This window comes from Sporolactobacillus laevolacticus DSM 442 (assembly GCF_000497245.1).
Taxonomy (GTDB): Bacteria; Bacillota; Bacilli; order Bacillales; family Sporolactobacillaceae; genus Sporolactobacillus; species Sporolactobacillus laevolacticus.
The window spans coordinates 1-21,587 of record NZ_AWTC01000026.1 but is presented as its reverse complement, the minus strand read 5'-3'; the positions used below and the strand labels follow the sequence as shown (position 1 = coordinate 21,587).

22 protein-coding genes, 10 tRNA genes and 1 rRNA gene are annotated in these 21,587 nt (G+C 44.3%); 27 read left to right on the top strand and 6 right to left on the bottom strand.

Annotated elements, in window-relative coordinates; genetic code table 11:
• The 4 genes from rrf to P343_RS0119320 all read left to right on the top strand — a co-directional run.
• Positions 1-80, top strand: a 5S ribosomal RNA gene (rrf, locus tag P343_RS37860); the annotation flags it as partial.
• Between the two features lie 124 nt (positions 81-204).
• Positions 205-279: transfer RNA gene (locus tag P343_RS35890), tRNA-Asn, on the top strand.
• A gap of 2 nt (positions 280-281) precedes the next feature.
• A tRNA-Thr gene (locus P343_RS35885) sits at positions 282-355 on the top strand.
• Between the two features lie 321 nt (positions 356-676).
• Positions 677-1,327 (top strand): hypothetical protein, encoded by a 651-nt coding sequence (locus tag P343_RS0119320; RefSeq protein ID WP_023511761.1) that lies wholly within the window; start codon positions 677-679, stop codon positions 1,325-1,327.
• Positions 1,328-1,477: 150 nt separating this feature from the next.
• Here the strand turns inward: P343_RS0119320 and P343_RS36895 are convergent, their stop codons facing one another.
• Positions 1,478-1,636 carry a YjcZ family sporulation protein gene (locus P343_RS36895; protein WP_023511760.1) on the bottom strand — a complete coding sequence of 53 codons (159 nt, stop codon included), beginning with the start codon at positions 1,634-1,636 and terminating at the stop codon, positions 1,478-1,480.
• A 400-nt stretch (positions 1,637-2,036) separates the two neighbouring features.
• Positions 2,037-2,660: a superoxide dismutase gene (locus P343_RS35880; RefSeq protein ID WP_023511758.1), complete on the bottom strand. Its 624-nt coding sequence runs from the start codon at positions 2,658-2,660 to the stop codon at positions 2,037-2,039.
• 468 nt (positions 2,661-3,128) lie between these two features.
• On the opposite strand from P343_RS35880, the gene P343_RS35875 reads away from it, so the two are divergent.
• Positions 3,129-4,331, top strand: coding sequence for an aminotransferase-like domain-containing protein (locus P343_RS35875; RefSeq protein WP_023511757.1), 1,203 nt, complete (start codon positions 3,129-3,131; stop codon positions 4,329-4,331).
• An 85-nt stretch (positions 4,332-4,416) separates the two neighbouring features.
• Positions 4,417-4,668, top strand: coding sequence for a PepSY domain-containing protein (locus P343_RS35870; RefSeq protein WP_023511756.1), 252 nt, complete (start codon positions 4,417-4,419; stop codon positions 4,666-4,668).
• Between the two features lie 79 nt (positions 4,669-4,747).
• Here P343_RS35870 and P343_RS35865 read toward each other — a convergent pair whose 3' ends face one another.
• On the bottom strand, positions 4,748-5,752 hold the full coding sequence (locus tag P343_RS35865) for a DMT family transporter (protein WP_023511755.1): 1,005 nt from the start codon (positions 5,750-5,752) through the stop codon (positions 4,748-4,750).
• A gap of 350 nt (positions 5,753-6,102) precedes the next feature.
• On the opposite strand from P343_RS35865, the gene P343_RS35860 reads away from it, so the two are divergent.
• The 13 genes from P343_RS35860 to P343_RS35805 all read left to right on the top strand — a co-directional run bounded on the left by P343_RS35860 (position 6,103) and on the right by P343_RS35805 (position 10,069).
• A complete protein-coding gene (locus tag P343_RS35860) occupies positions 6,103-6,600 on the top strand; it encodes a universal stress protein (RefSeq protein WP_236620380.1) in 498 nt (165 codons plus the stop codon).
• 114 nt (positions 6,601-6,714) lie between these two features.
• Positions 6,715-7,542: an AAC(3) family N-acetyltransferase gene (locus P343_RS35855; RefSeq protein WP_023511753.1), complete on the top strand. Its 828-nt coding sequence runs from the start codon at positions 6,715-6,717 to the stop codon at positions 7,540-7,542.
• Positions 7,543-7,766: 224 nt separating this feature from the next.
• Positions 7,767-7,895, top strand: coding sequence for a hypothetical protein (locus P343_RS37635; RefSeq protein ID WP_023511752.1), 129 nt, complete (start codon positions 7,767-7,769; stop codon positions 7,893-7,895).
• Between the two features lie 198 nt (positions 7,896-8,093).
• Positions 8,094-8,900: a M15 family metallopeptidase gene (locus P343_RS35850; RefSeq protein WP_023511751.1), complete on the top strand. Its 807-nt coding sequence runs from the start codon at positions 8,094-8,096 to the stop codon at positions 8,898-8,900.
• A 45-nt stretch (positions 8,901-8,945) separates the two neighbouring features.
• The gene (locus tag P343_RS35845; RefSeq protein WP_023511750.1) at positions 8,946-9,152 is read left to right on the top strand and encodes a hypothetical protein; all 207 of its coding nucleotides are present in this window, start codon (positions 8,946-8,948) and stop codon (positions 9,150-9,152) included.
• A gap of 197 nt (positions 9,153-9,349) precedes the next feature.
• Positions 9,350-9,421 (top strand) — tRNA-Glu (locus tag P343_RS35840).
• A gap of 4 nt (positions 9,422-9,425) precedes the next feature.
• Positions 9,426-9,498: transfer RNA gene (locus P343_RS35835), tRNA-Val, on the top strand.
• 4 nt (positions 9,499-9,502) lie between these two features.
• Positions 9,503-9,578 (top strand) — tRNA-Thr (locus P343_RS35830).
• 21 nt (positions 9,579-9,599) lie between these two features.
• Positions 9,600-9,684 (top strand) — tRNA-Tyr (locus P343_RS35825).
• 23 nt (positions 9,685-9,707) lie between these two features.
• A tRNA-Lys gene (locus P343_RS35820) sits at positions 9,708-9,783 on the top strand.
• Between the two features lie 22 nt (positions 9,784-9,805).
• Positions 9,806-9,891 (top strand) — tRNA-Leu (locus P343_RS35815).
• Between the two features lie 24 nt (positions 9,892-9,915).
• Positions 9,916-9,990 (top strand) — tRNA-Gly (locus tag P343_RS35810).
• A gap of 6 nt (positions 9,991-9,996) precedes the next feature.
• Positions 9,997-10,069, top strand: a tRNA-Ala gene (locus P343_RS35805).
• A gap of 433 nt (positions 10,070-10,502) precedes the next feature.
• On the opposite strand, the gene P343_RS35800 is transcribed toward P343_RS35805, so the two are convergent.
• The 3 genes from P343_RS35800 to P343_RS36890 form a co-directional block, all read right to left on the bottom strand.
• Positions 10,503-11,699, bottom strand: coding sequence for an Acg family FMN-binding oxidoreductase (locus P343_RS35800; RefSeq protein ID WP_023511749.1), 1,197 nt, complete (start codon positions 11,697-11,699; stop codon positions 10,503-10,505).
• Entirely contained in the window at positions 11,700-12,353 is a 654-nt protein-coding gene (locus tag P343_RS35795) for a TetR/AcrR family transcriptional regulator (protein WP_031264272.1), read from the bottom strand.
• Positions 12,354-12,512: 159 nt separating this feature from the next.
• Positions 12,513-12,665 carry an aspartyl-phosphate phosphatase Spo0E family protein gene (locus tag P343_RS36890; RefSeq protein ID WP_023511747.1) on the bottom strand — a complete coding sequence of 51 codons (153 nt, stop codon included), beginning with the start codon at positions 12,663-12,665 and terminating at the stop codon, positions 12,513-12,515.
• 257 nt (positions 12,666-12,922) lie between these two features.
• Between P343_RS36890 and sigW the strand changes: the two genes are divergently transcribed.
• The 8 genes from sigW (at position 12,923) to P343_RS35755 (ending at position 21,555) form a co-directional block, all read left to right on the top strand.
• On the top strand, positions 12,923-13,501 hold the full coding sequence (gene sigW / locus P343_RS35790; protein ID WP_023511746.1) for an RNA polymerase sigma factor SigW: 579 nt from the start codon (positions 12,923-12,925) through the stop codon (positions 13,499-13,501).
• Positions 13,498-13,890, top strand: coding sequence for an anti-sigma factor family protein (locus P343_RS35785; protein WP_023511745.1), 393 nt, complete (start codon positions 13,498-13,500; stop codon positions 13,888-13,890). The genes sigW and P343_RS35785 overlap by 4 nt, the downstream gene beginning before the upstream one ends.
• Positions 13,891-14,064: 174 nt before the next feature.
• Positions 14,065-14,883, top strand: coding sequence for a diadenylate cyclase CdaA (gene cdaA / locus P343_RS35780; RefSeq protein ID WP_023511744.1), 819 nt, complete (start codon positions 14,065-14,067; stop codon positions 14,881-14,883).
• Positions 14,876-16,165, top strand: coding sequence for a CdaR family protein (locus P343_RS35775; protein ID WP_023511743.1), 1,290 nt, complete (start codon positions 14,876-14,878; stop codon positions 16,163-16,165). Before cdaA ends, P343_RS35775 begins: the two co-directional genes overlap by 8 nt.
• Positions 16,166-16,290: 125 nt before the next feature.
• Positions 16,291-17,646 carry a phosphoglucosamine mutase gene (gene glmM, locus P343_RS35770; RefSeq protein WP_023511742.1) on the top strand — a complete coding sequence of 452 codons (1,356 nt, stop codon included), beginning with the start codon at positions 16,291-16,293 and terminating at the stop codon, positions 17,644-17,646.
• 584 nt (positions 17,647-18,230) lie between these two features.
• Positions 18,231-20,036 carry a glutamine--fructose-6-phosphate transaminase (isomerizing) gene (glmS, locus tag P343_RS35765; protein ID WP_023511741.1) on the top strand — a complete coding sequence of 602 codons (1,806 nt, stop codon included), beginning with the start codon at positions 18,231-18,233 and terminating at the stop codon, positions 20,034-20,036.
• A gap of 286 nt (positions 20,037-20,322) precedes the next feature.
• On the top strand, positions 20,323-20,799 hold the full coding sequence (locus P343_RS35760) for a hypothetical protein (protein ID WP_023511740.1): 477 nt from the start codon (positions 20,323-20,325) through the stop codon (positions 20,797-20,799).
• Positions 20,800-21,012: 213 nt separating this feature from the next.
• Complete coding sequence (locus tag P343_RS35755; RefSeq protein ID WP_023511739.1) at positions 21,013-21,555, top strand: peptide deformylase; 543 nt, start codon at positions 21,013-21,015, stop codon at positions 21,553-21,555.
• Positions 21,556-21,587 lie beyond the last annotated feature (32 nt).

Sequence of the window (21,587 nt, the reverse complement as noted above, 5' to 3'; positions counted from 1 at the left end):
TCCCGAACACGGTCGTTAAGCTCTTCTGTGCCGATGGTAATTGGGGGCTGTCCCCCTGTGAGAGTAGGTCACTGCCAGGCAAATGATAAAGGCAGGAAGTCATCCTAAGCGGTGACGACCTGTTTCTTTATATATTTTAATGTGAGCACTTCCATGATAAGGAAGGGTACACTATAATATACATAGCATCAACTATTTAATTATTCCACAGTAGCTCAGTGGTAGAGCAATCGGCTGTTAACCGATCGGTCGTAGGTTCGAACCCTACCTGTGGAGCCATTGCTTCCATAGCTCAGTTCGGTAGAGCACTTCCATGGTAAGGAAGGGGTCGCTGGTTCAAGTCCAGTTGGAAGCTTACTTAAAAACGTGATAACAGCGGGGTTTTTCGGATGTCCGAAGCCCCGCTGTTTCTGTTTTTCATTTTAATGTGTTTTTTTCTCAATGTTGTCCAAGACGTAGTCATATCGACACCCTGACTTAACCAGTACGTTACAGATGTCACTTAATTAAGTGAACTGCACCATTTTTAAGGGATAGGATTTATCGGGGAGGATTTTAAATAGATAAGCTTGAAAATGATTAAGTATTGAAAAAGGAAAGTGATTATTTTGGCGCCGCGTTTTGTTCCATAGTATGTAAGAAAGGGGGTCTGTAATTACTCTAAGGAGGGCTGTTAATGAATAAAAAGGTTATTAGGATTTTAGTCTTGATGCTTTCAATTATTCTCATGGTATCAGGGTGTTCAGAAAAATATGACGCTAAAGACGGGAATAGATATCCAATTAAGCGTTTCAAAGGATCTTTTACAGTGGATCCGAATAATGTAAAAGCTATTGCTGGATTTGCTGATTATGTATTCGTTGGCTATGTTAATCGACTCACAAAAACGATATATAGGAACCCAGTGAATATAGAAACAAAAGATGACGGTACTTCAACAATTGCTGATCCATACACAGTGTATGAGGTTACGGTAGTAAAAAATATAAAAGGTAACTTAATACAGAATCAAGAAATTCCTATCTTAAAAGAAGGCGGAATTACTCAAGATAAAAAAGAAGTTCAACTGTATGAAGACGATATACTTCCGCTAGAGGAAAAGTATTACATTTTTGTTGGTTATGCGCAATCAGATGGATCCATTCTTATATCAGGTCCTAATTCAAACGTTGAATTAAAAGATTTTGCCGTTGATCCTTCAGCTAAGAAATCATTAATAAATAATAAGCTAAGCGACGATGGTCAAATTTTAAAAATGCAAAAAGCAGTTGAAGCCCAAATTCCAAGAGATAGAAAACGATTTAAGTCAAAATATGAGTCTAAGTAATGGGAGTATGGGGGATGTAGGCAAAGTTAGATTACTCTGGTTGATCAGGGAGACGTTAAAGAGACTTTAATGAGTATAAAAAAGACACCTTATGCAAGGTGTCTGAAAAGGAACGTACTCGTGGGCATCAAATTTAAAAAAGAAAAGGAATTAGTGAACGAATGCAGCGCCAACAATAATAAGCAAAATGAACAGGACAACGATCAACGTAAAGCCGTAAATGCATCCGCCATAACCATAACCGTAGTGATCCTTGTAACTTCCACCATAAGGTGCATTACCGTAAGCGGCATTTGCAGGATAACCCATATGGAGCCACCTCCTCATTGTTAGTAACATCATTCTATGTCGGGATAGAAGCACAGGTATGGGCAAATACACAGAATATAAATAAAATACGATGAGATTACTATGAATTAAAAATGATGTGAACAGCTACCTCATTCTGATTGTCGCGATGCTTCTTGAATTTATGTCAATTAAAATCAAAAACAAGGTGCGTGCATGACAAGAATAGCGTTTGTTCAGTTTTTGTGCAGAAGCTTGCAGTAAACTCACGAGTGGGTAAAGAAACTGTTTACCTCCGAGTATTGAGCCTACAAGGCTCTTTTTTTTGTGAAAGAAAAAACAGGTGGAGAGGCGCATGAGAAACGAGCCGAGAGCTTCACCTGTAAAATCATTCATGGAGAATGAGACGGTCTTTAGTTAATCATCCTTCTCTCATCGCCCACTCATATCTTCTAGAAATGACGTCCCAATTGTAGAGATTAAAGCTATTTTTAATATAGTCCGGCCGCCGGTTTTGATAGTCTAAGTAATAGGCATGCTCCCACACATCAAGGCCAAATAAAGGTGTTTTGCCCACCATGATTGGATTGTCCTGATTATTCATGCTGATCACCTCTAACTTTTTGTTCGGGTTGAGTACCAGCCATGCCCACCCTGAACCAAACTGACCGGTTGCCGCATTTGTGAATTGCACTTTGAAGGCTTCAAAGCCGTTCAGTTCACGGTTTAACGCTTTTTCGAGTGTACCCGTTGGTTTTTTGGCACCGCCCGGCTTGAGGACCTCCCAGAACAGACTGTGATTGTAGTGACCGCCGCCGTTGTTGCGAACTGCTGTGCGGATATCCTTCGGAAGTTGGTGCAGATTGGTTAAAAGTTCAGTCAGCGTCCAATTCCTATATTCCGGGTGCTGGTCAATGGCTTTGTTCAGGTTATCGACGTAGGCTTGATGGTGCTTTGTATAGTGAATACGCATGGTTTCCCGGCCGATATAGGGTTCTAAAGCATTGTACGAAAACCCGAGCGGCGGCAATACGAATTTCGGCATAAAAAGTCCTCCTGGATAAATTTTTAATAGTTATATATATGCGGATGATTCAGGAATGGGTTCTTGAACATATATAAGCAAGGCCAGCACAAAAAGTTGGGCGGCAAGATTTCGTAAACTAGGACATTGAACGATTGAAAAATCTGTTCAGATTGTGAACAGATTCAGGCGATAAAATGATTTTGGGTATAGTGATCTCTATCCCTGAGTTTGAGCCTCTAGCGGGCTCTTTTTTTTGCCCTTTTTACAGAGGCGAAGTAAATAGTAGTGTATTCTTTTGCTTAACAAAAAATTATTATTATAAAAAATATTTTCATTATTGTATAGCCATAGCCATTCATGATTCTTTATAATAGAAGTGAGCTTTGTCAGAACAGTCGAACTATAGAGAGATCGTTTAGACTTGTCTCATTGGACGAGTCGTCAGTAGTGCATCAAAAGATTATTTGGATGGGAGAGGATCGATTAATGGAGAAATTAGAACCGTTCAGTTTTTCAAAACGTTTTGAAGGTGTACCGCTCATCGGATCAGCTTTTGCCGGAGAACATCCGGGATTGATACCGCTCGCTTTTGGTTTTCCCTATCCGGATTCTTTCTCAATCGATGAGCTGGCAGAATCATCTGTCTCCGCATTGCGGACGGCGGGAACGGAGGCGCTTCAGTATTCAGGCGGTCCCGGGCAGAAAAAGGTACTGGAATGGATCCGCGAGCGTTCCCGTTTGCGGTCGATCCATGTTGATACTGATCATATTTTGATCACATCGGGATCGAATCAAGGGATTGATCTTGCGGCGCGAACGCTGACCGACCCAGGTGATGCGGTATGGGTGGATGCACCGGTGTATTTCGGTGCCCTCCGTGCCTTTTATCTGGCTCAGACAGAGCTGACTGCATTTCCGGTTGATGATCAAGGACTACGTGTAGACGTGGTGGAAGAAGCACTGATTGAAGCTGCCGCAGGCAAACGTGCAATGCCGAAGTTTATCTATGTATTGCCGAACTATCATAATCCTGCCGGCGTCACTCTGTCCGTGGAAAGAAGAAAGAAATTAGCGGAACTCGCTTATCAGTACAATTTTTACATCATTGAAGATGATGCTTATGTGGAACTGAATTTCGGCGGTGAATTTCTGCCGTCTATCTATTCGTTTGGACCGGAGCGCGTGATTTATATGAGCACGTTCTCAAAAATTGTTGCTCCTGGGATTCGAATGGCTTGGGTGATCAGTGATCCGGAAGTGCTGAGTAGAATCAAAATCGTGAAGACGGACGGTTTGACAAGTGTTTTCGTTCAGGAAATGATTAGCCGTTTCTTAGAAAAGGTAGATTTTGAAGCGCATCTCAAGCCTCTTGTTGAAGGTTATCGTTTGCGCCGCGATGCTATGGTGAACGCTATTCATGAGTTCTTTGGCGATGAAGTTTCCTTTGAAAAACCGGAAGGCGGATTCTTCCTGTGGCTAACATTCCCACCTGAAACGGATACGACTAAGCTGCTGCATGAAGCGGTAAAAGCAGGAGTAAGCTTTGTTGATGGTAAATCCTTCTATTTGGTGGATAAGCCGACTAATAACTTACGACTTGCTTTCAGCTTCTGCGATGAAAAGCAGATTCGAGAAGCGATACAAAAATTGGCAGAGGTTTATAAAAAGCAGAAAAATGCAGTCTGTTAATGCGTGATCTAGGCCCTTGTCACGAGTCGACCTTCCTCCTCATAAATTAATACGACGACATCGTTGAAGGGGAGGAAAGGGCTTTATGTATGGTAATGATCATAATGGCAGGATTACGAGCACTGCCGGCAATGGATACCGGCAGCGAATTACGGCGCAGCAGGCTGCAGAGCTTGCTGTGGCCAGAGTACCTGGGCAAATTATTCACGTTGATCTTGAACTAGATAATCATCTGCTGAAATATGAGGTTTACATTCTGACCGATCAAGGTGTGGTGTATGAGGTGGTCATTGCTTCCAAAGATGGCCGGATTCTAAGTGTTGAACGGGAAGATTAGACTGCTTAATGTAAAAAAGGATGCCGGCCCATGAAGGGCCGGCATCCTTTTTTCGTATCAGTGGTAGATATTCAAGTACTTATCTGAAGTGCGCCTGATTCGTGCTGCCAACAGCTTGCTTTGCCAGCGCATGCGCTTGGGCAAGCTTTTCAAGCTTGGCTTGGCGGTTATCTGAAAAGAGCTCAACGCATGATCCGGCAAGGATCAACACAATGCCGGCAAAGACATTCAACGTAATAGCTTCACCGAGGATGAACAGTGCGAGCACTGGGGCTAGAGCAGGTTTGATGAAAAAGACCAGCGATGCGGTCGATGCCGATGTCGCTTCCATCGCTAGAAAATAGAAGCTGAACCCAAGACCGGTAACGAATACACCAAGGTAAATCAAGGCGGGCACGCTGCTCCATGAGATCCCCTGCAAAACCGGGATATTGCTAAATTTACTCAAGCCGACACTTTGCAGCCAATTGGCGACAAAGCTGATTTTCGTGACAAGTATAAGTAGAAGTAATTCTAAGCTGCCTGCCAAAAAGCTGAAGCTGCTCTGAACCACTCCGTCAAAACCAAATTTGAGGCTCCCTTTTCGCCCGATAATACCGTACAAGGCAAATGTTACGGCAGCGAGCAGTGATAACGTGATGCCCGTGACGTTTGTCAGATTTTCCGGATTGACAATGCAGATCATACCGATAAGGCTACTGGCGAGAGACAGAATCGACAGTTTTGTCAACTTTTCCTTCAGAAAGAAATAGGCGAACGGGATCACGAACACCGCGTTACAACTGAACAATATGGCGACTGTCGACGCTTTAGAATAAACAATAGCCATTTGGAAGAATGTCATACTTACGACGACACACATAAACCCTGAAAAGAGAAAGTAGAGCACTTTGCTTTTATCGAGTGAAAACCCGCTTCCTTTCAAATGGCGGATAGCAAGCGGCGAAAGGATAATTGATCCTATTAAGAACCGTAGAAAATTCAATTGCATCGGATTAAATTCAGTGGCCACCAGCTTGATGGCAATTTCCATCGTACTAAAAAATAATGTGGAAAAAGCAATAAAAATTAAACCTTTTTTCATGTTAAAACCTCGATTTCTCACCGTATTTTTTAAGGTGATCTGATCGCTTTCCTAAGAGCCGCGAAAGACCGGCGTGAATCAAACGAATGAAAACGTTGTCAAATAATATATTCTTCGTCTGTTTCACCACTTAATAATATAACGCAGATATTAAAAAATGGTAAGAGTGAATTGCTGAAATAGGCACTTGAAATGCTATGGAATATTTTGATAAAAAGGGACAAAGATTCATGGTTCAGCATATGTTCAGAAAGTAACATGTGGTAAAATAAAGAGGGCAGAGGATGTTCAAGTATCTCGGTGACGCGGGTCACCTACAAATATAAATCATTGCAGATCGGCCGCCTAATATGGCTGACACTGATGGTGATCCCTTTTTTGAACACGCTCTGCGTCTAAAAGTGAGAGGGACGGTGATCGGTATGTTGTTCTCAAAAATCCTAGTTTCCTATGATGATTCTGAACTGGCAAAAAAAGCATTGAAGAAAGCGGCTGATTTGGCGCTTCTTGATGAAAGCACAGAACTCGACGTGCTGAATGTGGTGACGATTCCGACTAACCAGTTTATCGTTGGCGATGTGTATCGAGAGGTACGCGAATCGACGCTTAAGTATGGGCATGAATTGGTAAGTCGAGCCGAGAAACTACTTGATGAACTTCCAAATGCTACACATACATTCGTCAAGGAAGGACAGCCAGTACGTACCATTCTTGACTTCGCCAGCGAAAATGGCTACGATCTGATCGTAATCGGAAGCCGCGGCTTGAGTGGCGTGAAGGAATTTTTAGGCAGTGTCAGCCATGGTGTTGTCCAACGCTCGAAGGTTCCCGTATTGATTATTAAATAATTGGGTAGAATCATGTAACGGTATGCTCATTTTAGAGAAAGAGGCACTCCCTAATTGGTTTCAGTGAGGGGTGCCTTTTCGTATGAACGTAATAGATAAAAGGATGGTTCGACAATGTCAGAGGCGGAAGTTATAAAACGTAGTAAAGTAGCGGTCACACGCTCTTTGCTCATTCGTGATTTACAGAGAATCGGTTTGGTAGAAGGAATGACGGTGATTGTGCATTCGTCCATGAGCCGGATCGGGTGGCTATGCGGTGGCCCGGTTACCCTCATATCCGCACTACAAAGTGTGCTGACACCATCCGGTACGTTGGTGATGCCGGCGCATAGCGCAGATGTTTCGGACCCTGCCGATTGGGAAAATCCGTCGGTGCCGTCCCCATGGTTCCACGACATTTACCAGGAGATGCCTGCGTTTGATCCGCGCCGTACGCCAACCTTCGGAATGGGACGAGTAGCGGAAACATTCCGTTCCTTTCCGGATGTGCGTCGAAGTAACCATCCTATTTATTCGTTTTCCGCCTGGGGCGCGGATCGCGACGCACTGATTTCCCGCCACCCTCTGGATGACGGACTTGGCAAAGACTCACCTCTAGGCAAAATTTATGATCGCGCTGGCTATGTCCTGCTGATCGGTGTTGGGTATGGAAACAATACCTCGATGCATCTCGGTGAGTATCTGTCGGGCAAGCTTGAAATGGTGGAGCGTTCCAGCCCGGTCCGGATGAAAGGGCGAAGGCAATGGGTCACTTATCAGGATGGTGACTATCATGAAGAGAACTTTGAGGCGATTGGCAAGGCGTTTGAAGCGAGTCAACCTGGGTCAGCGGTATTCAGATTCAGGCGCATCGGTCAGGCACCGTCCATCTTGCTCGCTCAAAGAGCTATTGTGGACTTTACGGCTAGGTATATTAAAGAGAAATCTGAGGAGAGTAAATGACAGGAAAATTATTGGGATGGTCCGCTTTGTTTTGGTGGTGTCTCAGAAGGCCAATTTTAAAGGTATGACCTGACCCTCGTCGAACTTTGCTAGCTGGTCCTGTATTTGTTTCTTTTGATTCAGACTTGGTTCCTTTACATGAACTTAAAATAAACATCATGCTGGCTCAATATCATTAAGGTAACATGAATTTATGGAAAAGGTTAACTAAAGGAGATGAAATCATGGATTTTAATCAATCAGATGATTTTTCCCGTAATGAAGTGACCGTTAAATTAAATCGTAAATTGTTGCTGACGCATATTGCGCTGATTATTTCGATTATCATTAACGTAAAGCTCTTCATTGGCTGAAGTTAATGTTATTTTACCCCCCTATACTACCTTTTAAAGGCAGAATCCATGAATTGAAAAAATTGGATCTGTTTTTTTTTACATATGCTACTGAAATCCTCTCTCATTTCGAATACACTATTAGATAGTACCTGAATTCGACAGGAACTTACCTCATTCGATCCTTTCTCTGGAAATAACGAACTATTGGAGAGATTCATGAATTTGAAAACAGTTTATGCTGCAGGGGCTATGGCAGCTCTTTTAAGCTTGTCTGCCTGCGCGCAAATGCCGTGGGCGGAGCGTTCCAATCACGCGACGACGCAGCAACAGAAGCCGTCAGTAACAAAGAGTGGTGAACAAAGCGGTTCGGGAAACGATACATCTGGGTCATCTGAGAAAACCGTATCCGCACTGAATCAGCAAGGCGTTCATGTGGTCGCAGACCCGACGAGCACGCTGGTTCTTGTCAACAAGCATTTTAAATTACCGGAGAACTATGTCCCGAAGGACTTAGTCGATCTGGATGTTCCTTTCATTTTTGCCGGAAAGTCTGAAAAAAAGAAGATGAGAGCTGTGGCTGCAAAGCCGCTTGAAGAGATGTTTGCGGCAGCGGCAAAGGACGGGATTCAACTTGCAGGTGTATCCGCATACCGTTCACATACGGCACAAGTGGCTCTCTTTAATTATTATGTGCAGCGGGATGGCGAAAAAAAGGCACTGGATTATAGTGCTCGGCCAGGGACCAGTGAGCATGAGACCGGACTCGCAATCGACGTATCGGGAATTAACGGAAAATATGCGGCAACGCAAGCCTTTGGCGGTACACCTGAGGCAGCGTGGTTGAACAAACATGCACAGGATTATGGGTTTATTGTCCGTTATCCTGAAGGCAAAGAATCGATCACGGGTTATGAATATGAAGCGTGGCATTTACGCTATGTGGGACTCCCTGCTTCAAAGAAAATTGTTGCGAGTGGTCAGACTCTAGAGGAGTATCTGAACGAAGTGCCGGTTAGTCAATAATTGCCAACGATTGACGTTCATTGAATTCACGGTCGAGGTTAAGCTATGAAGGTTCACAAAGATGTGGACAAATTCTCTATGGTGGTGGACAGAGTGGCAAAACAGAGAAACGGGCTGATGCCTCTGATCGCATCGATTGGCATCGGAGCAGCTTGCTATCAGATGTTGAAACCTAACAATCGCGTTGGACAAGCAGTTAAAAGCCGAATGGAAAAAATGGCAGATCAGAAACAGTTATTTCCTGAAGACTGACTGAAGAGAAGGGAATCCGTTGAGAGGATTCTCTTCTTTTTACCTGCTGATTGGTGCCTTATGATGCAGAAAGGTTAAGTGTTACAAGGAAAGAATCATGCGGAGCAATATTCTGAATAAAAAGGTTTCTTTTTTTCTCTTTACAAGGCTTGTCATTCTGTATATAATAAAAAACGTCGATTGCGACGGATTAGCTTGGCCCGTTCGTCAAGTGGTTAAGACACCACCCTTTCACGGTGGGTTCATGGGTTCGAATCCCGTACGGGTCACTTTGGAGGATTAGCTCAGCTGGGAGAGCGTCTGCCTTACAAGCAGAGGGTCATAGGTTCGAGCCCTATATCCTCCACTCCGCCGGTCTAGCTCAATTGGTAGAGCAACTGACTTGTAATCAGTAGGTTGGGGGTTCAAGTCCTCTGACCGGCACCATAGATTTACGTTTTTGTTTCTGGAGGGATAGCGAAGAGGCTAAACGCGACGGACTGTAAATCCGTTCCCTTAGGGTTCGAAGGTTCGAAACCTTCTCCCTCCACCACTTATAAATTTTATTTTATATGTGGGCCATTAGCTCAGTTGGTAGAGCATCTGACTCTTAATCAGAGGGTCGAAGGTTCGAACCCTTCATGGCCCACCATTTTTTATCTTTAATTTAATATGCGGGTGTGGCGGAATTGGCAGACGCGCTAGATTCAGGTTCTAGTGTCCTTTACCGGACGTGGAGGTTCAAGTCCTCTCATCCGCATTTAATTTAATATTTTTTGGTTTTGCGGAAGTAGTTCAGTGATAGAACATCACCTTGCCATGGTGGGGGTCGCGGGTTTGAATCCCGTCTTCCGCTCCATAATATGGGGCCTTAGCTCAGCTGGGAGAGCGCCTGCTTTGCACGCAGGAGGTCAGCGGTTCGATCCCGCTAGGCTCCATCGGAGTATTGATACGAAAAAACGGGACTTTTGCCTATTCAGCAAAAATCCCGTTTTTTTTGCGATCTTTAAGAGTTTTTCGTTTAAGAGTCTGTTCGAAAAGGAGGACAAAGGATAGGTTTACAGGCTAAGAACGCAACATCCTATTGCAACGCCTGCACTAGCCCATCCTGGGCGTCGCAAGAAGGTCAAGGAAACGCAGCTTTGAGCACCGGAGCGTACTTTCTCAGGATGTGATGACTTCGACGTTACTCACAGGACGTGAGTGTCGTTAGTCGAAGTTCTCCTGTAAATACGTGAGGAGCGGAAAAGCAAGTTGACACAGAACTTCCGCAGGATGCGGTGACTTCTGCGTTATGCACAGGACGTGCATGATTTTAGCAGAAGATCCTTCGTATCCTTTTCCCAGACTTTTCGAACGCCCTCTTTAAGGTTATTTACTGACCAAATCCATAACATCCCTCCGCATGCTCTGAGGAACGTTCTTTGTTGGTTTTCCGATGCGAACAAGCATCTGGATGGTTTGTCCGTTTGGCGCATAGTCCTTGTGAATGCTTCTATAGAGCTTGTTCATCTCAGGATATTCCTCCAATGCTTGGCTGACTGGCTGAACAGCCAAACCAAGCGTGTGCGCGGTGAGTGTCAGCCTGCTATACAGCATGCCGCTCATTACTTGGCTGGACCGGCTGTTATCCTGTGTTGAAATCATCGCGTAAGCAGGAGTATATTTTATTGAAGTTTTTGTTGATTTAATCATGAGATCGGCTGCCGCTTTATCGCTGTTAAGGCCTGGAAAAATCGTGATAAGCCCTTGCATAAAATACATCTGAAATCCGGAGGTTCCTTGTCCTTCAAAGGAAAAGCCGTAGCGATATTTGTTTTTCTGATATTCATTAGCGCGAAAAATATCATCTGCTTCTTTCATCACGCGTGGCACACCGGATTCAATGATCGCGCCTTTGATCGCAAAATCACCGAGTCTTTGCACATTCGCGGTATCTTGATAGATCTTTGTCGTTAAGCCCTCATTAGTACCGAGTGATTCCAATGTGCTGATCTGCTGACCGGTCAATTTGTTTAATTTATAGCGCTCTCTGTTTGTATCCGGAACGTATATAGCGTTGAATAGCGGGCTTGATTGCGGATTAGCTTTTTTTAAAGTGACTTTGGCAATAGGCTTAGTATTCATGCTTTGTGCGAGATGCTGTTCATCGTAACTTCCGTCAGGAAACAAGCTGATCTTTACCGGATAACCGATCTCTTTGCCGGCGACTTCTACGTAATCCAGAAATGTCCCTTGCGTCGCCATCATTTGCCGCGCATAGGGATCGGCTTTATCAGACATTCTGCTTGGATCGGCAAACAGATAAAAAACCATCGGATCATTCTTGTCCAGCTTGATGATCCACGGCTGCATATTGTGACCGTTCGCCGCGAGCAGTCCGTAAGCAGCCAGTTGAACACGCAGATCTTTATGCTGTTTCGCATAACTTTTATCCCATGGCTGAAGGTACTTTTGAGGCTGGAATAGGCCACCTGCTAAAAAGAGCGCGGTAGACGCGAGCAGAATAAGGGCGGCGATGCTTGAGAAAATGATGATCATCACTTTTTTCACACCTCGTTTTTTCACTTAACTGATGCCTCCATTATTGTTCCGGATTGAACGAATCATGAGTTCAAATGCGCTGCTGACAAGTGCATCGGGCGAGACCGAATGATAATTTTGGATATAGTTTGCTTTGGTCTTTGATGTATTGAAGATGCCGATCATGGACGACCAAAGGATGATCGCTGTTTCCACGACATTCAGCTCGCTTCGGAAAACACCTGTTTCTTGCCCTTCCTTAATCAGAGTGGTTAATTTGTTGAAAATCACTTCACCAAGTGCGTAACACGTTTCTCGGGACTCATCGGGAATATCATTCTGAAAATCCATTTCACCATTTTCGTAAGAAAAGATCGCTGTGAAGTAATCGGGAAATTCTTTGCTGAATTGGTAAAAAATCCGCGTCATTTGCCTGAGTTTGGCATCTGCCTTTGCTTCGGGATATTCCCCTTTATTCAACATGGCAATCAGTCGCCTGTACCCGCGAATCATAATCTCGAAATAAATCTGTTCTTTGCTGTTAAAGTAGACGTAAAGCGTGCGTTTACTGAACTGCGCTTCTTTTGCCAAATCATCCATCGTAGAGCGGTCATATCCTTTGATAAAGAACAACAACTCTGCGGCATCAATAATTGCATTCTTTTTTCGCTTTTTATCCAGATCTCTTTTTGAAACCACCACATTCCTTCCCTCGCAATAGATTAAAAAGTAAACTTATAGTTTACTTTATTTTTTAATAAAAACTTGTTCCTGTCAATAGGAACAAGTCGTGGGGATTCGTCTAAGTTATGGTATAATTTTATTGTCTGCTATGATTGTCAGACCGTTATAGAACATTTATTGAAATAAGCGTTCATATTGATTCAATAATTGATCAAGACGATGGCTCATATGCTGGATTTCCGGAGAAGTAAGCGGTTCATGAGCGGCAGCACGCGTCATCATGCTTCGCATTAATTCAATCTCTCCAATCAGTTCTTTTTTGTTCATATGTCCACCTCCGAGAGTTACGGTTTTAATATAGAATTACCCCATCAAGTAATTTTTCAAACGAATAAAATTCGGAAGGGTTCATACCGCCGGATACTCGATTAGTTGAACGAATAACAGCTCATGAACAAGGTAATGAATGTAGCTGTATGAGCAATGGAAACATCATGAACAGTCAGAAAAAATGCCTCAAGACATCGATGAAACTTGGTACGCATGATTTACGTATTAAATATTGCTTCAAATGAGAGGTTAAAATGGATCAAAAAGAAAAGCGGCTGATCAAGAAGGTTAAAAAAGGGGATCAGCAGGCATTCGCCGAGCTGGTGGACAGATATAAGAACAGTGTGTTTGCGATTTGTTTTAGAATGGTAGGGAATACTCAGGAAGCTGAGGATCTGTCGCAGGAAGCGTTTATCCGCGCCTATAATCACATTGACCAGTATGATCATGAACGTAAATTCTCGACCTGGCTTTTTCGGATTGCGACCAATCTGTCGATTGATTTTCTGCGACGAAGGAAGACGAGTGTCTCGCTTGACGCAGTTGTCCCGGGAACTGAGGGACTTTCGCTAAATACGATTCTACCGGATAACGGAGAATTGCCAGACGAACAGATGGTACGCCGTGAGAACGAAGAAATGGTGCAGTCCGAAATTAAGAAATTACCTGAAAAATACCGATCCGCGGTGGTTCTTAAGTACATCGAGGATCTTAGCTTAAAAGAAATCAGCGACATTATGGATATTCCAGTTGGCACGGTGAAAACACGAATTCACCGCGGCCGGGAAATGTTAAGAAAAAATATGACAGCCGGAGGAGGCGGGCAAGCATGAGCTGTGCCAGTAAAAAGTATCTTTCATTAATGAACAAGGTGTTGGATCAGGAGGCAACAGAACAGGAAGAACGCATTCTGTATGAACATCTCGCGAATTGTGTGGAATGCCGCGCGCATTTTGATGAATTGAAGTATTCGACGGACTTGCTTTGCAGGCTTGCACACCCTCAACTACCGGCTGGGTTTACGAAAAGTGTTCTTGCACAGCTTCCGCCTGAAAAACGCCATGCGATCCGCAGATGGGGAAGCCGTCATCCGGTACTGGCGGCTATGGCGATCTGTGCTGTGCCGATGTCGCTGGTCATCGTCGGTGCCCGGAGACAGACCATGCAGTCGAGAGATAAAAACGGCTATGTACTCGTTAAAGTGTCCGGAGATCAGACTTAACATTGGATAGAGACAGGCTGTTCATTTTTTTCGACAGTATAACATAAGATAAAAAAATAGATGAGCCGATCGTATGCTCATTCATTTGCGATAATAAGTGTTTTTAGTGGACTTACAGAAAAACTAGAACTGTAGAATTGTAAGAAGTACGGCGGATTTGGAGGATGAAAAGCCATGTCTTTGTGGACTCATTTTAATATTTTAGACTACTTAACAGACATCATCGACATTTTGATTGTCACCTATGTGATCTACAAAGTGATCATGATTATCCGAGGCACAAAGGCAGTTCAGTTAGCGAAAGGTATATTACTCATTATCGCGGTTTGGTTTTTGAGCAGCCTGCTCCATTTTCGCACCTTGGAATGGATTTTGAACAACGCGATTACATATGGGCTGTTTGCGATTATTGTCATTTTTCAGCCGGAATTGCGACGTGTGTTGGAACAGCTTGGACGAGGCCGGCTCTTCACGAGAGGGACTGTGGTTGAAGAAGAGCATAAGCAGGTGGCTGAAGCAATTGTCAAGGCATCCTCCTACATGGCTAAGCGGAGAATCGGTGCTCTTATGTCGATTGAGCGCAAGACAGGACTCAATGACTATATTGAGACCGGCATTCAGCTCAATGGTAATCTCACATCCCAGCTCCTGATTAATATCTTCATTCCAAATACGCCATTGCATGATGGTGCGGTCATTATTCGCGGGAATGAAGTCGTTGCGGCGGCATGCTATTTACCGCTTTCAGAAAGTCCGTTTATTTCGAAAGAGCTTGGGACAAGGCACCGTGCGGCGATGGGCGTTAGTGAGGTGACAGATTCTATGACCGTGGTGGTTTCAGAGGAAACCGGCGGCATCACGGTAACGAAGAACGGAGAAATGTTTCGGGACATCAGTGAGGAACGTCTGAAGGAAATGCTCCAGCATGAGCTGGAAGAGTCTGATAATCAGATGGCCATTCGCTGGAATTGGAGAGGAAAGCACAATGGATAAACTTTTGAATAACAATTGGTTTGTCAAAATTGTATCCTTTGTCATGGCGCTGATGCTGTATGCGATCGTATCTGCAGGAGAAACTCCGTCTTCAAACAATCCTTCAAGTGTCGCGGTAAATCCGACACAACAGTCATCGATTGTGACCGAAAGACTGGCCTTGCAGTATGACGACAACCAGTATGTGGTCAGTGGCGCGCCTCAAACAATCAGCGTTCGTTTAAACGGGTCAAATGAGTCGATTCTGAAGGCTAAGCTGCTAAATTCAAAGAGCGCTTATCTGGACCTAACAGGTATGAAACCGGGCACTTACGATGTCCGCGTCCAAACGCGTGGCTTCCCGTCGGGCCTCACTGTCAGGCCATCTCCGAAAACGGTTCGGGTTACGATCCAGAAAAAGACCAGCAAAGAACTTCCGGTCGCTATTGATATTTTGAATAAGAATTCATTGGCGGATGGTTACTCAATCGGTGATCCGGTCATCGACACGCAATCCGTCACGGTTACGGGTGGAGCAGACACCGTGGATTCGATCGCTTTTATTAAAGGCGTCATTGATGTTAAAGGTGCCGATGCGACGGTTGATAAAATGACCAGTTTGCATGCGTATAACAATAATGGTAATCAGGTCAATGTCACGATCAATCCTTCAACTGTCAATGTCCGTGTGCCGATTGACAAAGTTTCTAAGAAATTGGGGATTAAGGCCGTAACGACAGGCAATCCTGCAAAAGGGTATAGTGTCGGGTCCATTGACCTTTCCGCTAATGAAGTAACCGTATCCGCACAGGACGGTAATGCGCTTAGCCAAATCACAAATATCGAACCACTGTCTGTATCCGTTGACGGATTGAAAAAAGATAAAACCTTTTCTGTTACAGTCCCGGTGCCATCCGGTGCGACCAAAGTCTCTCCTGAAAAAATTGATGTAACGGTTCATATTGCGAAGGAAGCTGCTGCTGTAAGCGACAGTAGCAGCTCAAGCACAGACTCTGGTTCAAGCAGTACGGATAATCAGACGAAAAAATTAGCGAATATCCCCGTAAAGATGACCGGACTGAAAGACGGACTGAATGCCTCATTTGATAATGACGATCATGTGGACGTTTCGGTCACTGGTTCTGTGCAGGATCTGGATAAACTGTCCGATAGTGATGTGAAAGCAAGTGTTGATCTGAGCGGCTTAGACACGGGAAAGCATCAAGTGTCGGTTGTGCTAAGTGTCCCAAACGGGCTACAGGCAAAGGCGAGCCCTGACACGGTGAGCGTCAGCATCAGTTAAAGAACGCATCGAGCAACGCTGCTACTTTCAGAGGGGTTATAAGATCCCTTTGACAGAAAGCGATGCTCAGTTTACAATAAAGCGGCAGAATTTGGACGAGTGGAAAGATAGGAGCGATAGGAATTATGGCAAAGTACTTTGGAACGGATGGAGTCAGAGGTATTGCTAACCTCGGCTTGACACCCGAATTAGCTTTTAAATTGGGGCGAGCTGGGGGTTACGTATTAACCAAGACAACTGAACATCCGAAGGTTCTGGTTGGCCGGGACACGCGTATTTCCGGCTATATGCTGGAAGGCGCGCTGATTTCCGGGCTGCTGTCTATTGGTGTCGAAGTGATGCGCCTTGGCATTATTTCAACGCCGGGCGTCGCTTATTTGACGAAGGCTATGGATGCCAGCGCCGGTGTCATGATTTCTGCATCGCACAATCCGGTTGCTGATAACGGCATCAAGTTTTTCGGCAGTGACGGATTTAAGCTGAGCGATGAGATGGAAGAAACCATTGAAGAACTGCTGGCAAAGGAAAACGATGACCTACCAAGACCGATTGGTGGCGATTTGGGTACCTCCAGCGATTACTTCGAAGGCAGTCAGAAATATCTTCAATTTCTGAAGCAAACGATCCAAGAAGAAGATTTTTCCGCGATCAGTGTCGCCCTTGACTGTGCCAACGGATCGACAAGTTCACTCGCTCCGCATCTTTTCGCCGATCTCGAAGCGGATATTGTTACGCTTGGCACATCGCCAAATGGCAAAAATATAAATGAAGGTGTCGGTTCGACTCATCCTGAAGCACTCGCTGCTCTTGTTGTTGAAAAAGGAGTCGATTGTGGGTTGGCATTTGATGGTGATGGTGACCGGCTGATTGCCGTTGACGAACTGGGTAACATTGTCGACGGAGACAAAATTATGTATATCTGTGCCACGTATTTGAAATCGAAAGGCATGTTAAATAAAGATACGCTTGTGACGACCGTAATGAGCAATCTCGGATTGTATAAGGCGTTGCAGGCAGAGCAGATCGAAACGAAACAAACCAAAGTCGGCGACCGCTATGTTATGGAAGAAATGCGTGCCGGAAAATATGCTATTGGCGGCGAGCAATCCGGACACATCATCTTCCTGGAACATTCAACAACCGGTGACGGGATGCTGACCGCTCTTCAGCTTGTCGGTATTATGAAAGCGACCGGTAAGAAGCTTTCTGAGCTGGCGGCCGGAGTAAAGACCTATCCGCAAAAACTGGTGAATATTCGAGTAGCCGATAAATTTCATGTAACTGAGAATCCAGCAGTCGCTCAATCGATTAAAGACGTTGAAAGCGATATGGCTGGTGACGGGCGGGTGCTCGTTCGCCCTTCAGGCACCGAATCCTTGATCCGGGTCATGGCAGAGGCACCAACAGAAGAAGCGTGCGATGCTTTTGTCGACCGGATTGCTCAGACGGTTGTAAAAGAAGTCGGCGGGGAAATCCAGTAATCACTTTTTATATGCAGCTGCCTGTATGGCGTAAACTTGCAATTATGGAAGTTATTCCCTAGTAAGCCCAACAGACGTTATGGACGGCATTGGCTCGAAATAATATAAGGCTGACATAGCCTTGCTAGGGGCATTTATCCGCTGATTCATTAGTGGAATTTATGCGCTAAGGTTACAGGACATGGCCTCTTTGAATAGAAATATTTAGTGAGAAAAGAAAATACAGCTCAAAGCTTATTGACGCAAACACCAGATTAAAGTAGTATTTGAGTAACTCGAGAAGGAAAGTGTGGGGAAGGGACAACTGAATACGAAGCGCCTGGACTATTCCATCGGACGGAGAAGTACGGAATAGTTGACGAGGAAGAGGTTTATCGAAACATTCGGCGGATACCTCTCGGGATGGCTTGCACCCGTTAGTCCGTGCTCAAAACAGGAAGGCAACTTTTTGTACAGAAGTCGGACGGTAGGCACATAGAAGTAAAAATATAAACAAGTGGGGCAAGACTGCCCTATTCGATGAATCGTTTGACGAATTTTCAAACATTCTATGCTTTCTTGCCTCACAAGGAGGACAACATCCTATGTGTGGTATTGTAGGCTATATTGGTAACGAAGATGCACGTGACATTTTGCTTAAAGGGCTCAGCAATCTGGAGTACCGGGGTTACGATTCAGCAGGTATCGCGCTGCTGAACGCAGATGGCGTTCACGTTTTTAAGGAAAAAGGGCGGATTGCCGTTCTTAAAGAATCTGTGGATCCCGCTGTTCACGCGACACTTGGGATCGGCCATACACGCTGGGCAACACACGGCGTACCGAATAAGCGCAATGCACATCCGCATCAGAGTGCTACAGGACGATTCACCCTAGTTCACAATGGCGTCATTGAAAATTACAGCCAGTTGAAGGACAGTTATCTTTCCGGCGTCACTTTGAAAAGTGAAACGGACACGGAAGTTGTCGTGCAGCTGATTGAAACCTTTGCGAACGAAGGATTGGATACTGAAGCCGCTCTGCGGAAGACGCTGCAACTGCTTGACGGTTCGTATGCGATCGCAATGCTTGATTCCGAAGACAGTGACGTTCTATACGTCGCGAAGAACAAGAGTCCGCTCCTAATTGGTCTTGGTGACGGATTCAATGTTGTCGCTAGTGACGCGACGGCGATGATCCAGCAGACGAAGCAATACGTCGAACTGATGGACGAAGAAGTGGTTGTGCTGAAAACGGACAGCTACACGATTATGGACCTTGACGGCAACGAAAAAACACGCGCACCGTACACAGTTTCCTTTGATGCGCACGATACGGAAAAAGGCGCGTACCCGCACTATATGCTGAAGGAAATCGATGAGCAGCCTGCAGTGATGAGACGTCTGCTGCAGGAATATAGCGGCAAGGATGGTACCATCACACTTGATCCGACCATTACGGAGGCAATCAATGAGTCCGACCGCGTGTATATCGTTGCCTGCGGAACGAGCTACCATGCCGGACTCGTCGGCAAACATCTGATTGAAACCATCGCCGGAATCCCGACTGAAGTGCATATTTCGAGTGAATTCTCCTATAATATGCCGCTGCTCTCGAAGAAGCCGCTGTTCATCTTTATTTCGCAGAGTGGTGAAACGGCCGACAGCCGCGCCGTTCTGGTCAAGGTGAAGAAGCTCGGCTATCCGACATTGACCATGACCAACGTCGAAGGCTCGACGCTGTATCGTGAAGCGGATTATAAAATGTTGCTGTTCGCCGGTCCGGAAATCGCAGTTGCTTCAACTAAGGCATATACAGCTATGATCGCGGTCTTCTCGTTCATCGCGGTAGCAGCTGCGCAAAAGAAGGGGATCAAGCTTGACTTCGATCCGATCCATGAAATGAGCATTGCCGCTCAGGGCATGGAGCAGATGATCGACGAGAAAGCACTCCTGAAGGAAGTCGCTCGCGAATATCTGTCGATTACACGCAACGCCTTCTACATCGGCCGCAGCCTCGACTACTACGTCTGCATGGAAGCCGCACTGAAGCTGAAGGAAGTCTCCTACATCCAAGCAGAAGGCTTCGCTGGCGGCGAACTCAAGCACGGCACAATCGCATTGATCGAAGACGGGACACCGGTATTCGCTTATGCGACCCAGCAAAATGTCAACAACAACATTCGCAGTAATGTTCAAGAGGTTGCCGCACGCGGCGCCCACACGTGCATCATCAGCATGGAAGGAGTCACGAACCAAGCGGACGACCGCATCGTGCTCCCGAAAGTGCATGAAGCCTTTACACCACTTGTTTGCGCCATTCCTCTGCAGCTGATCGCGTACTACGCAGCCCTGCAGAACGAATGCGACGTTGATAAGCCAAGAAACCTAGCCAAATCGGTTACGGTGGAATAAATTAAGGAACAGGCAAGTACATCATCGGTGTCGAGTGACAACTATGTCGGTAACTAGACAACAAAGTTGGTAACTAGACAACAAAGTCAGTAACCAAACAACAAAGTCGGTTACTGGATGTACTTGCAAAACAAAACCGTTGACTGAATTGACAAGAAATAAAATTAATATGACAGCCATGAATTATCAGCAAGATCATTAAATTAGAAATGTTGGTAATACCATGCTCAGAGGAGCAGTTTATCTAGCTGTTCCTCTTTTATTTTATTTTAATGAGGTGTTGATCGTGTTTATTGAAAATGTGAGATCAGCTATAGACAAGTTAAACATACAACAAAAATCGGATTTGGCTGTCAAAACTCATGACATAATGATAGAAAAACATCTAAAAGATACAGTGGGTAAACCATCTGAAATAATAGGCTATATAGATAATTTTGTTAATGCTAAAGATACAAGTACGAGGTATTTAGAAGGATATTTATTTGCTCTCAATGAAATGTGTTCAGACGGAGAGATGAATGCCTTAATCAGTGGAGAAACAAAAGGAAAATCATGGAAGAATGTATTAACCAAAATTACGGATGATATTTCCTCACCCCAATTAAATGATTATATTGAGGATGAAGAATTCTTGGTGCAGCTTAAAAATCTATTTATTACAATAGTTAATCATTGTGTTGTTGGTGACAAAAAAGAAAGTCTGGAAAAAATCGAAGCCGGAATCACATTCATAAAAATATTTAAATCCCAAAAATCTTAAATGCTTGGAAATTGAGCGCATAATGGTTTTATGAGGCTGTTATTATTAAATTATTTATAATAACAGCCTTTGCCATTGATGAAAAGTTGACGAATACTTTTCATTAAGAAAAGCAAAGGTTAATACATATTGACTGCCTATTATTTATAATGATATACTCACTCTAAGTAATATATTACATTTGGAATATCACATATCAAAGGAGTGAAACAGATGATTAGAAACATTCTTTTACTGGGAAATCCTGCCCTATATAAAAAAAGCTTGCCTGTCAAAAAAGAAGAATTAAATGAACTGAAAACTGTTGTAGACGATCTTCATGATACGCTAATAGAATTTAAAAAAAATTACGGCGCTGGGCGAGCTATTGCTGCTCCACAAATTGGTGTTTTTAAAAGATTAATTTACATGTATGTTGACAAGCCCCAGGTATTTATTAACCCTTCGTTAACATTTGATGATGATGAAAAAATGACGGTCTGGGACGACTGTATGAGTTTTCCTAATCTCCTTGTTAAGGTATCCAGATATAAAATAGCCAATATCAAGTATTTAGATATGAATTGGAAATATCAATTTAAAAAATTAGAGGGAGATTTTTCTGAACTTCTTCAGCATGAATATGATCATCTTGATGGTATCCTAGCTATTTCAAGAGCAATAGACGATTATTCTTTTGCATTAAAATCACAAAAAAATTTATTGCTAGATTGCAATAATAAATTAGCCACTCTGAACATCCGGCGGTACCACTAGGTGTTCCTGCCGCCTAAGGCGGCAGGAACAAA